8 protein-coding genes are annotated in these 12499 nt (G+C 51.6%); 1 reads left to right on the top strand and 7 read right to left on the bottom strand.

Features of this window, described 5'->3' with window-relative positions; genetic code table 11:
• Nucleotides 1-57: 57 nt before the first annotated feature.
• The 5 genes from OXG87_12930 to OXG87_12910 are packed head-to-tail and all read right to left on the bottom strand — an operon-like array spanning nt 58 to nt 6299.
• On the bottom strand, nt 58-1500 hold the full coding sequence (locus OXG87_12930) for an arylsulfatase (protein ID MCY3870456.1): 1443 nt from the start codon (nt 1498-1500) through the stop codon (nt 58-60).
• Between the two features lie 5 nt (nt 1501-1505).
• A complete protein-coding gene (locus OXG87_12925) occupies nt 1506-2297 on the bottom strand; it encodes a phytanoyl-CoA dioxygenase family protein (GenBank protein ID MCY3870455.1) in 792 nt (263 codons plus the stop codon).
• Between the two features lie 13 nt (nt 2298-2310).
• Nucleotides 2311-3129 carry a phytanoyl-CoA dioxygenase family protein gene (locus OXG87_12920; protein ID MCY3870454.1) on the bottom strand — a complete coding sequence of 273 codons (819 nt, stop codon included), beginning with the start codon at nt 3127-3129 and terminating at the stop codon, nt 2311-2313.
• A gap of 14 nt (nt 3130-3143) precedes the next feature.
• Nucleotides 3144-4472, bottom strand: a complete 1329-nt coding sequence (locus OXG87_12915; protein ID MCY3870453.1) for a hypothetical protein — start codon at nt 4470-4472, stop codon at nt 3144-3146.
• A gap of 30 nt (nt 4473-4502) precedes the next feature.
• Nucleotides 4503-6299 (bottom strand): ABC transporter ATP-binding protein, encoded by a 1797-nt coding sequence (locus OXG87_12910; GenBank protein MCY3870452.1) that lies wholly within the window; start codon nt 6297-6299, stop codon nt 4503-4505.
• Nucleotides 6300-6513: 214 nt separating this feature from the next.
• Between OXG87_12910 and OXG87_12905 the strand changes: the two genes are divergently transcribed.
• Nucleotides 6514-8964 carry an ABC transporter permease gene (locus OXG87_12905; protein MCY3870451.1) on the top strand — a complete coding sequence of 817 codons (2451 nt, stop codon included), beginning with the start codon at nt 6514-6516 and terminating at the stop codon, nt 8962-8964.
• Nucleotides 8965-8968: 4 nt separating this feature from the next.
• On the opposite strand, the gene OXG87_12900 is transcribed toward OXG87_12905, so the two are convergent.
• Both OXG87_12900 and OXG87_12895 read right to left on the bottom strand, forming a co-directional pair.
• A complete protein-coding gene (locus tag OXG87_12900) occupies nt 8969-10822 on the bottom strand; it encodes an ABC transporter ATP-binding protein (protein MCY3870450.1) in 1854 nt (617 codons plus the stop codon).
• Nucleotides 10823-10906: 84 nt separating this feature from the next.
• Nucleotides 10907-12499 (bottom strand): hypothetical protein (locus tag OXG87_12895; protein ID MCY3870449.1); only part of this gene is annotated, 1593 nt, incomplete at its 5' end.

Here is a 12499-nt window from a genome sequence, read left to right as displayed (position 1 = left end):
CGGCGCTAGTTCTTCTTCTGTAAAGGGTTTGTGCAGTGACATGGGATATTCCTCTGTTCAGATTGCGCCTTTGGGGACGCCTTTGCCGACGTGGGGGAGCAAGCCCTGAATTGGTTGCCCGGGCACCAGTTTTCCATTCTGTACAAATCCCTCTGGGCGCCCTGTGAGTTCCTCGATCAGTTGATCGCGCCACCAGGCCAATCGGTCGGGACGATCGCTGGACAGGTCGTTGATTTCGCGGGGGTCTTCGGTTAGATCAAAGAGCAATTCTCTTCCCGTCTGGGTAAACCAGGCGTACTTCTCCTTGCCGTCCGTAAGCCACTGATTGGCGGATGTCGCGTGTTCTCCGTGAATAAACGGACGCCAATTATTCCCGCCACAATTCAACACACTCTCTCCGTCGAGATCGTCCGGGGTGTCGATTCCCGCGATGTCACAGAAGGTTGGGAAGATGTCCCGCAGTTCTACCGGCGATTCTACGAGGGATCCATGTTCAGCAGCGCCAGATGTTCTGGGCATTCGCAGGATGAAGGGCACGCGAGCGGATCCGTCATAGGGCACGCCTTTTCCCACATGGTTGTGATCGTATAGCATTTCGCCGTGATCCGCGGTGAAGAGTATGGCCGTGTTGTCCTGGACACCGTATTCGTTGAGTGCCATGATCATGCGGTTGATCTGGAAATCGATGTGTGAAATCTGTGCGTAATACGCTCTTCTGGCAAAGGCCACCAGCGATGGGTCTCGCGGGATCGGGCTGTCGTGGCCTCCTTTGCGGAGTTCGTGGTCAACCCAGTTTCCCATGGCGGGTGGGGGGATGTCTTTTTGCAAATAGCGATTTAAGAAAGACGTGGGCGGATCCAGCGGTGGATGGGGCCGGTGGTAGGATAGCGTGAGGAAGAAGGGTTTGGATGTGTCGCGCCTGCGCAAGAAGTCAATGCCCTGCGAGGTCACCCAACTCGTGGGGTGAAGCATTTCGTGGTAGGGCCAGGCTTGCGCTGCGTATCCATTGCATCCCACGCCAGAGTCGTTGTGGTCGGCATAGACCGCGCCGAGTTTTTCCCGAAGCCAGGGGGTGTAATCGTCATTCAATCCAAATTCGCGGTTTTCCCGCCGGGCGCGATGCATATAGCCGTCGTGTAGTACGACGTTGTGAAAACCCACGAGATTGCGCCAGGGATAGACGTGCATTTTGCCGACGCACTGGGTGTGATAACCCGCATCTGATAGGGTTCCGGGAAGTGTTACTGGATAGTCCCACTGCACGCCGCCGTTGGTGAGATATCCATGGCGCTTGGGGGCGAGGCCCGTGAGGATTGTGGCGCGAGCAGCAACGCATACCGGGCAGGAGGCATAGGCCTGGGTAAATGTGACACCTTCGTCTGCCAGACGATCCAGGTGAGGGGTTTCAACTGCGGGATGACCGGTATAGCCCAGGCAATCTCCTCGCCATTGATCGGTCAGGATAAAGAGTATATTGGGAGAAGTTTCGGTTGTTGGCATTGGTTTTATCCCCTTCGCTTGTTGGCTAAAACCCAGACATCGCGGAAGAAAGACTGACGGCTTTCTTCCAGGCGATTGATCACGACCGGGTTCATGCAGGGCTTGGGTTCGTGGAATCGCACGGTTACGTGATTGTACGCGATGAGGATGGCGCGTCGCGGATTGTCCGGATTGGTCCAGGTAGATCCCGTGTGCCGCACGCCTTCTGAAAATACGACGAGGCTTCCCGGTGGGCAGCCATAGGTTTCCCAAACGCCTGAGTTTGGATCATCGGCTTCTTCGGGCCAGGTGCCGTCCTGAGCAGAAGCGAGGTTGGCTTTGTGCGAGCCGGGCACGAGACAGGTGCCGCCCTGGCCTTTTTTCACTTCGTTCAATTCCCAGACAATGCGCGTCATTGCGCTGTAGATGCGACCGTTGTGGAAGCGAAAGGAAAACGAAGGGTGGAGGTTTGTGCCTCCCACGTGTGGCCGCCACTCGTTGCCGGTTTTCTCAGCGGATCGGCCGGATATGAATACGCTTTCCAATCGGATGCGCTCCCGATCCTGGTCAATGACTTCTTGCAGAATGCCCATGACGCGTGGGTGATCGATCAAAAATTCAGTGGGACCAGAAATGGGTGAGCGATGATGCTCGGGCAGGCTTTCGGGCGTTTTCATATACGTTTCGATATGGTCGCGTGCGATCGCGATTTCTTCGTCGGTGAGCACACTGGGGATGACGAGGAAGCCTTTTAAGTCGAAGAGGAATTTTTCGTAATCCGACATGGGCAGATGCTCACGCGCTGTTTTCTCAGACATTGGCTTTGCTCCTCTATTTTTCAGGCCACGGTCGAAACAAATTGCGCTGTTCTTTTGTGTATCGCGCCAGTGTATGCGATGTGATATGCTGGGGTTCATCCATGGTTGCGATATTTTGCGACATCATCCAGTAGGGGCCATAGCCTACGTGGATGGTTTTGCGGACTTGATCTGAGCGGTTGGTCAAGCCACCGTGCCGCAGGTGTTCTGTAAAAAAGATCGCGTCGCCCGCTTTGGCTTCCAATCCGATCATTCCCGGTTCTACATCTGGATCGTTGTCATAAGGGCATAGGAGGGTGCTTTTGTGCGTGCCGGGGACGACGCAAAACGCGCCTTGTTCATTGGTGACGTCGTGTATAAAGTAAATCATGCGCACCATCATGCAATCGATGCGCTCACCGCTGGTATAGCGGTATTTTTGATTTTCTGGTCTCGTGCCGCCGTGGCTGCGAGATGTATTATTTTTGTACCGAATGCGGATCTCTGAATTGTTGATGGTGTAGCGGCCTCGGATGGCAGATTGTACGTATGGCAATGTTTTTTCGTGGTTTACAAGCAGATCAAATGTTGGGTCTGCATTCCAAAAATCTTCTATGATCAGGGTTTTCCCCTCGGCATCTGATCCCTGAACGTGGTAGCCTTTCTCCTTGTTGACGTGATATTCGGCTCCCCAGGCACTGTGTTTTCGAGGCGGTAGATCGACATTGGATAGGGCGTGTTCTTCCAATTTGTCAACGGCTTTGCGCAGGGATTGCACTTCTGCTTCCGTGAGCATGTTTTTGATTGTGATATATCCCTGGCGATCAAATTCGTATTGTTCGATTTCGTTCATTGTGATTCTTCCTATTAGTTCTTCCTGAATAGGAGCATTGCGATTCGTCTTTCTCCCACCACGACCTTCACAATGGCCTTGATATAGATGGGTTTTTTTAGCAATGCGAGTTCCCGGACTTTTGCCTTGAGCACCGGATGTGGATCGTCGATTCTGATCACGCCTTTAAAAGAACGCTTTGTCTTTTCGGCATCGACCATCTGCACATCCAGGTTCGTCCCGTCAATCTCAGGCTCATCGGCATCCATCTCGATAATCATACTCAGATCTGTGATTTCATTTACGGATAGGGGCTGACCGCCTGTGTCGAATTGTCGTTCCACAATGCGTTCCTGAAGCGTATTCTGGATTTCCTGTTGAATCTCATTGGGAAAAGTGTGAATCCTGAATTCCGCAGTGTGGGTGCCTTCGATGACTGTGCCAGTTAGCGCTATCCGGTTTAATGGCTCGGCTTCGATCTTTTCTCCGGGATCGAGTGGCCCGGCATTTTGCACGTTTAATGTGCTGTGGAGATCGATATTTTTCACCTTGCCGAGGGCGAATACCGTGTCGTCTTCTATGACGACCACTTTGCCCGAAAAGTAATTTTCCAATTGCTTGGTGATTTGACCATCCGAGATGTCGTTGAACTGTGCAAATCCCGTGCTCCACGAATCCGGCGAATCGATGTCTGTTCTCAGTATTTCACCGTCTCCATAAGTTGTAATCACTTCAATATGAGCTGGTTGACCAACGCGTGCGAGCCTTTGTCCAGCGCCCTTTAGACCTGCGGAAATTCGCAGATCGTCAAAATCCAGAATGCGCGCGATTTCGTCTCCTTTCGGCACGACTGTTCCGACGACTTCCTTCTCGAACAGGATGACGCCGGAATGCGTAGCATTCAATGTTTCACGTCTGGGAAGATCTTGCTCCCAGATGGACGCCGAACTTCGGAGCGTGCCCAGAAGTTCCCGTTCCGATAGAGTTAGAGAGGATGATGTTGCAAGGCTGTCGAGTTCACCACTCAGTTCTTCTGCTACTTGTTTTGCGCGATAGCGGTTGACCTGGGATTGGTCTCTGGAAATTTCAAATAGCGGCTGACCAATTGTTACGTCGGTTTTATTTTTTACCAGTGCCTCTATGACTACGATATCCTCATCAGAGGATAGGACATATTCGTGCGGCTTGATCGGTTCGGCATTAGATAACACGAGGTCTTCTGTCTTTGTAAACCACAGAAAGGCGATGGCTGCGGCGACCGCAAAAACAAAGCCATACCCGAATATCTCCAGATATTTGACGTACTTCGCGATAAATCTGCGGGTTCTCAAGCTCTGTGTTTTCGGTTTCTCTGTCGTTTGCATTTTTTTACCCGTGATTATGAGGAGATTGCGTTACCCAACTTGCCTGTTATCATCCAGGCCGAGGTATCGCCGGTACATCTCTGCGTACTCGCCCCCATTGCGAATCAGTTCTGCGTGTGTCCCTTGTTCGAGGATCTGACCGTCGCTGAGAACGATGATCTGGTCGGCATTTGCCACTGTTGTGAGTCTGTGAGAGACTATGAATGTGGTGCGTCCTTCTGCTACGCGGTCCAGGCTTTGCAAAAATCGCTGTTCTGTGGCGCTGTCCAGAGATGATGTGGGTTCATCCAGAATGAGAATTTTGGGATCGCGAACCATGGCCCGGGCAATCCCGATCCGCTGTTTCTGACCCCCTGAAATTCTCGTGCCTTCTCGAAGGTCGGTGTCATATCCGTTGCGTTGGGATGAGGCAAATGCGTCTATGTCCGCCAGTTGGGCGGCTCTGACCACTTCATCGTCAGATGCATGGGGCTGACCGAACAGGATATTTTCTTTGATTGTTCCGTTGAACAAATGCGTTTCCTGTAAAACCAGACCAACCTGGTCCTGATAGGTGCTCGATTTTACTTCTCTGAGGTCCTGGCCATCTACAATTACCCTTCCGGAATCCGGGTCGTATAGTCTGAGAAGCAGGTTCGCGACCGTGGTTTTGCCCGATCCACTGTGTCCAACCAGAGCGATTTTTTGACCTGCCTGAACGGTGAAGCTCAGGTTGCGCAGGATCGGTGTGCCATCCTCGTAAGAAAAGGAGACATTGTCAAAGACGACATCGCCCCTGACAGGTGGCATTGCCGGTGCATTGGGACGGTCTGTAACAGCGGGAACCTGATCCAGTGTTTCGAGAATGCGCTCGGCGGGAACCATTGCAATGCGAACTTGCTGAAAATACCGAATCAGGACTTGAATGGGGTTGGACAGGCGGTTCGTATAGGAAAAAATAGGGAAGACAGACCCATAGGAGAGGTTGCCTAAAATAACTTCTCTGAGAAAGTATAGTCTTATCAGTCGATTTTTTAAATAGGGAAGCAGGCCGTTATTGCGCGCGAGTTCTCCTTCGATGACACGCATATAAAACAGGCGCATCGCGGCGCGATACCCTTCGATGGTGAGATTGAGATATCGCTTTACTTCGTGCCGACGTCGACCAAATGTCTGTACGACGGCTGCCCCGGCAACGCCTTCTTGAAGCCCGGCGTCGCGCGCCTGCCATCTCTCTCTTACGCGGCGATCAAATCTGCGCTGTATGGTCGCGATCTTCTGGGCGACCATTCCATAAGGAATCGAGTAAATCAGAATGACCAGCGAGACTCGCCAGTCCAACCAGGTGGTGAAGATGAGGATAAGTATGAACTCATAGACCGCACGCAATGTCGCTGGCAAGATGTCCGTAATCATGCGCATTACGGCCCCCGTATCTGCGCTGGCGCGATACATGTGCTCGCCAATACCACGACTCTCGTAGAAGGTCATGGAGAGACGCTGGAGGTGGGTGAAGAAGTGGGTTTTGAGGGCTAAGCTCACGCGTAGATCTACGTAGTGATTGAGTATGGTCGTCATGGTACCGACCAATCTCTGAATCAGAACAAGCACGACATAGGCGACAAAGATACTGTAGAACAGGTTCCAATCCTGATTGGGAAATGCATCATCGATGAGAAACTTGCTCAGCCACGGATTCACAACCCGAAACGTGCTGACGACGATCGTGCCCATTACGACGAGCAGAGCCTTATCCCAGACCGGGATCATCAACCTGAGAAAACGCAGAAAGACTCTTATGAGTGACTGTTTTGCTCCCTTGCGGGGAGGGGGAAAATAGTTGAACATCGTCCGGCCTTAGTCCTGTCCAAATACAGGCGTGGAGGCTATTTCTCTGAAAGACACCAAACCGTTTAAATTAGGCGAAGATATGTTTGAATGTCAATTGGATTTTCGGGTTTGACGGAGAACAGAAAACAATTGCGTCTGGCAGAAAATCCACTTTTTTATACAGTAGTCTATATGTTGTGGCACATTTATTGCATCTGCAGGAGCCTGCTTCATGTTTAATCTGATCGGAAATTACGCCAAAATTGCTATCAGGAATTTGATGCGGAACAAAGTGTATTCCGCGCTCAATATCCTCGGTTTGGGCATCGCCATGTCCTGCTGCCTTTTAATCGTGTTGTTTTTACAACGCGAACTGCAATACGATCACAGATATGAAAAGGGGGATCGCATTTACAAGGTCGTGCGAGAAATAAATATCCAGGGCGGATCGCGCAATTTTTCCTGGGGTACGTCGGGATCTTTGGCCCCCGCGTTGCAACGCGATTTCCCCGAAGTGGAGTCAGCTGTTCGAATATGGCCCTGGAATGTGAAGGTCGAACGCGAGAATATTTTGTTTCCCACACGGCTCAATCGCGTTGACAAACACGTATTTGACGTGTTTGAAGCCGAATTTGTTCAGGGCAGCGCACAGACGGCTTTTGAAGATCCAACGAGTATTGTGATTACCGAGCGCATGGCGAATGTTATCTACGGCGAGGAAAACCCGATGGGCAGGGTGCTCACCGTTGTCAATTCGATTTTTGGCGGCGATTATATTGTGCGGGGTGTGTTGAAAGATCGCCTTGAGCCTACGACAATCCCATTTAATATGTTCGTATCGAGAGACCCCAATGCCCAATGGAGTAACAAATTGCACAGATGGGATCCGGCTGCGGGTTTTCGACCGGTACAAACCTATATTTTGCTTCAAGAAGGTGTTTCTCCCAAAACACTGGAGCAAAAATTTCCAGATTTTATAACGCGCTATATGGGCGCGGAAATCCAAAAATACAATGCGTATCATCTTCAACCCCTGCATCGGGTTTATTTGCATTCGCGCGCAGATTACGACATCCAGAGCTTCGGCGATATCGATCAACTCTATACGATGTGTGTGATTGCCGCATTTATTCTGATCATTGCCTGCGTGAACTTTATGAATCTGGCGACAGCCCAATCCGTCAGACGCGCAAGAGAGGTGGGCTTGCGAAAAGTGGTCGGTGCCAGTCGCGGTCAGTTGATCCAGCAATTTCTGGGGGAGTCCCTGATTGTCGCCTGTCTCGCGTCGTTGCTGGCACTTATTGTCGCGCACGCGGCACTGCCCGTGTTTAATGATTTGATCCAGCAAAATCTGGTATTAGATCTCAGGGCATATATGACTTTGATCCCGGCGTTGGTCGGCGTAGTACTGGTATCCGGGATACTCGCCGGAGGTTATCCCGCCTTTGTTTTGTCTGCCTGGCAACCGATTGATACATTGAAGAGCCAGGTTCAATCCAGATCGGGTGGTTCGTGGTTCTGGAAGGGGCTGGTGATATTTCAATTTTCAATTTCGATTTTTTTGATCGTAGGGACGCTGGTCGTGCGCAACCAGATCTCTTATATGCTGGATCGGGATCTGGGGGTTGATACAGAACATCTGGTCATGTTGCCCATTTTTATTTCGAGCCGGGAGGCGCATTTTGTTCACGCCAACCGCCTGTCGTCGCGGTACAGTACTGTGAAGCAGTCGTTTTTGAGGCATCCCAATGTCATTGGGGCAACGGCATCTCAGTATCGCGCCTTCCCCAGCGGGGGGGGCTCTCGGAGCAAGCCCATTCGCCCAGAGGATTTGCCGGGAGATGACTGGTGGATTCTGATCAACGAGGTCGATCAGGACTTTGTAAAAACAATGGGTATTGAGCTAATTGCTGGCAAAAACTTCACCCTGGACAAGGGCAATCCCCTCAGGGGATGGACGCGTGAATTTCTGATCAATGAGTCGGCAGCCAAATTATTTGGCTGGGATAATCCCATCGGCAAACAAATTCAGAAGCTGGATGGGGGCGGCGGCACGGGTACTGTTGTGGGCGTGTTTAAGGATTACCATTTTGATTCCTTAAAAGAAAAAATTGCGCCCCTCGCATTTGTCAAGTGGGCCAGGCTATATGCGTATTTAACGCTTAAAATAAAGGGCGGACAGTTTGTAGAGACGATGGATTTTTTGGAAGAGGAATGGTATAAGTTCGTGCCCAACGAAGCGTTTAACCCCATTTTTATGGACGATGGATTTGCATCTGCGTACCGGAATGAACTTCGCCTGAGAAGAATTGCTGGCATTTCTTCATTGCTGGCGATCGTGGTGTGCTGTTTGGGTCTGTTCGGTTTGGCCGCTATCTCTGCCCAACGGCGCACAAAGGAGATTGGTGTGCGCAAGGTGCTCGGTGCGTCTGGCGGACAAATTGTGACGATGTTTTCAGCCGAATTTGTCAAGCTGGTCGCGTTTGCCAGTCTTATTGCCTGGCCCCTGGCTTATTACATGCTCGATGACTGGTTAGCCGATTTTGCCTATCGCATCGGTCTGGATATCTCGGTATTTGTATTGAGCAGTGTACTGGCTATTGCCATTGCCCTGATCACTGTGAGTTACCAGGCCTGGAAAGCCGCGCAAACCAATCCGATTGAGGCACTTAAATACGAATGAGGTCTCAATCGGCTGCATCGACGTCTGTGCCCAACTGCATCTGCTCATCCCATATTCTGCGGTAGAGACCGTTTGCTGATAGCAAGTCGTCGTGTGTACCGTTTTCGACAATTCTGCCCTGATCTAAAACGTAGATTCGGTCTGCTTTTTGAACGGTCATGAGTCTGTGAGAAACCATCACGGTGGTTCGCCCTTCCGATACGTTCCAGATTGTGTCCATGACGTGTTCTTCCGATCGAGAATCCAGGTTTGAGGTCGCCTCATCCAGAATGAAAACCGCAGGGTCTCTGATCAGGGCGCGGGCAATGCCTATTCTTTGCTTTTGCCCGCCGGATAATCTCGTTCCCTCTCCAAGATCTCTTTCAAATCCCTCCGGGTGGGCGATGACGGCATCGTAAAGCGCGGCCATGCGGGCTGCTTCTTCTACGTCTGCGTCCGAAGCCTTTAGATTTCCATACCGTATATTCTCGCGGACAGTTCCGGAAAATAGGAAGGTGTCTTGAAGCACAACGCCGAGTTGATTGCGGTAGCTCAAGAGCCGGACATCTTTCAGGTCGTGTCCATCTACGAGAACCGATCCAGTGGTGGGATCGTAAAGCCTCAAGATGAGGTATAGCATTGAGGTCTTGCCCGATCCACTCGGTCCCACGAATGCGACGCGCTCTCCGGGACGGATTGTGATGTTGATATTTTCCAGCACGGGCTGTCCCGATTCGTATTCAAATCCCACATTTCTGAATTCGACTGTGCCGCTGAGGGACGGTATGGTGCTCGCATCGGGCGCATCGCTTATCTCGGGTTGAACGTCAAGGGTTTGCAGGACGCGTTCGGCCTGGACGAGTTGAAGGCGAATGCTCTGGATCAGCCTGATCATTCTCTCCATCGGGCCTTCAAATTGCCGGGCGAGGAAAAACACAACACTGAATTCTCCGATGCTCAACTCTCCGGTCATGGTGTGGTAACCCACGTAGAGCCACAACAATTTTTCAACGCCCTCAGAGAGAAACCACAGAACGCCCTGGTGTGTAAAGATATGTAGAACGCGGTACTTGATCCAGTATCTGCGGTTCTCGATAAAAGTTGACGCATATCGGCGGGCAGACCAGCGCATACGGCCGAAACCTTTGACGGTCTTGGTCGCGGCTATACCGTCTCTCAAGATCGTCCTCAGGTACTGTGCCTGCATTCTCATGTCCCATCGGACTCTCTGAAGGCGCGTGTAGAAGTAGTGGGATAGGGCTGTGTAGGGAAAGGAGTAGAGAAAAATCAAGACTGTGAGCCAGGGATCGACCAGACTGAGGATGATGCCCGTCCAGATAATCCGGTAGGCTATGGTGATCGCATTGGGAACATCGTCGGTGATCATGGTGATCAGGCCACCTCCGACGTCGGCGGTGCTGCGATACATGTGTTCGCCGATGGGCCTACTCTGAAGAAAGCCGAGGGAAAGTTTGTGGAGGTGGTCGTAGAAGATCGTGCGCAGGTGGATGGTGACTTTCATGTCGATATACCACCCGAGGATACGCCGTGTTATCTGAGAGATATTCGAGATGATCCACATCAGGAATTGGATACCAAAGACGAAAAAGAAAAGCTGCATGCGGCGATCTATTGGCAGGTCGGTATTCAGGATGACTTCATCGACCAGATATCGACCCACAAAGACGCCTATCTCACGGAGCGGAACGCCTACCATGATCAATACCATCCCGAGGATGACTTTGGTCTTGTGGGGATACAGGTACTTAAAAAAACGCCAGAAAGTTTCCCATTCGCGATTTGCCCGTTCCTGTTCTGGAGACCAGGCGGCACCTCGCCATACCTCGGGCTTTCTCTGTCGGATGTCGAGAATTCTCATTGTCATCCTCAGGTCTTGTGAGACCTTCGTAAAATCAACGTTGACACGTAAATTTATGAATATTCCAAATAACCCGCTACTGAATTAGTATAGCGCGAGTGAATGCCCGTCATCGGGAAACCAGATCATGTCAACGACAAACGAAATCCCGACACCAACGAAATACCCCAGCATCATACCAAAGAAGAAGGGTGAGGCTTTGCGATACAGGCTGATGCCGCCTATACGGAGGATGGCGGCTTTGGCGAACCAGGCAAAGAAAATCGAGAATATCGTGCGATTGGCAGGGTATGAGGTTGCCGAGACCAGGCCGATGGGGTGCAGCGGAAAAGCCGGATAGATATAGCGGAGGATCATATTGGCGACAGTGACGGCAACTCCAATCAGCCCCCAAAAAGCGAGATGGCGCTTCATTGAGAAGGGATCGCGGATGTAACCGACGCCCCTGTCAAACACGGCCTGCACGGATCCCGCATAGATGCTGCCGTAGTTGTATGCGCCCGTCTGGTAGCCGGAAGAGATCGCGTAATAGGCGCTGCCTCCCACAACAACGGCAACGGCGATAGCGACTGCGAGGATCATTCTCCCCCGGTCTTCGCGGACATCATCGAAGAGTTTCGTAGCATTGGCCATCGGAGCCATCAGGACGGTTTTCAGGTCGCGGTGCCAGGTGTAGGTCAACGCCAACGCCACAATGCTCTGTGGGTTCATGTTTGTAAGCCCGACAATATGGTAGGTCGCGAACTGCGCGTGTATAATGCGAGAGCTGATCAGCCCCGTTTCGATGCTGATCTTCGAGATCCCAAGCCAGACGATAATGACAAGGGAGACGAAGACAAACGCCACATATACGGTCATTCCCGATGCGATGCACCACGCGCAGATGAATATCGCACTGAGGATGAGTCCGAATACCGCTGAACGGTAGGAGAGCATCTCCCGAGTATCGTCTATCGTCGGGTCCTTTGCGAATGCCTTTCTGACGACATCTTTCAAATGGCCGCGGGCGGTCCACAGTCCCCAGGGAATCAGGACGAAAAGTGCGCCAAGTCCTTGCCAGTTTTCAAAATCGGAAGTGTCTGCACGCAGTGGACCTGTTTCGAATCCAAATCTTCTGAACATACCAAGCTGAAACGTCAGGAATAGGAAATAAATGATGATGCTTCCGGATACTTCGAGTTCAACGAAGTAAGAGGCACCGATGATCAGTGGATAGAATCGGGTTTCGATGGGTGGAAAGTCTCGACCGAGTTGGATAATCCCGAAATCTCTTGGAATGGTCGGAAAAATGGGTGTGAAGTATCCGATCATATTCCACATAATCGGGAAGATCGCGAAAGCGAAGCCGATCCAGAAAACAGGCTGGTTCATGAACCCGGCGGTGAAAAACCCACGAGGTTCCTCGTCCGCCATGTTCATCGGCAGCTTCATCAGGGGGAAGGAGAGCCGCTCGTTCTCGACCCACTGCTTCCGGAAGATCGCGACCATACAATAGCAGAAGCATGCGACTGCGCCTACGAGTGAGAGACGCCAGGTCAACGGTATGAGCCAGGCTTCCCACGGGATCGAAGCGCCGCGAGGGAGTCCTTCGTAGAACCATTTGGCTGCCGTAATATCCGTTACGACTGCCCAGTCGACGAGATATGGATGCAGTTCGGTCGCCCACCCATTCTCCGC

It is taken from the genome of Gemmatimonadota bacterium, from assembly GCA_026706845.1.
In the GTDB taxonomy this organism is placed as follows: Bacteria; Latescibacterota; UBA2968; order UBA2968; family UBA2968; genus VXRD01.
This window is presented reverse-complemented; position numbering and strand designations above follow the sequence as displayed.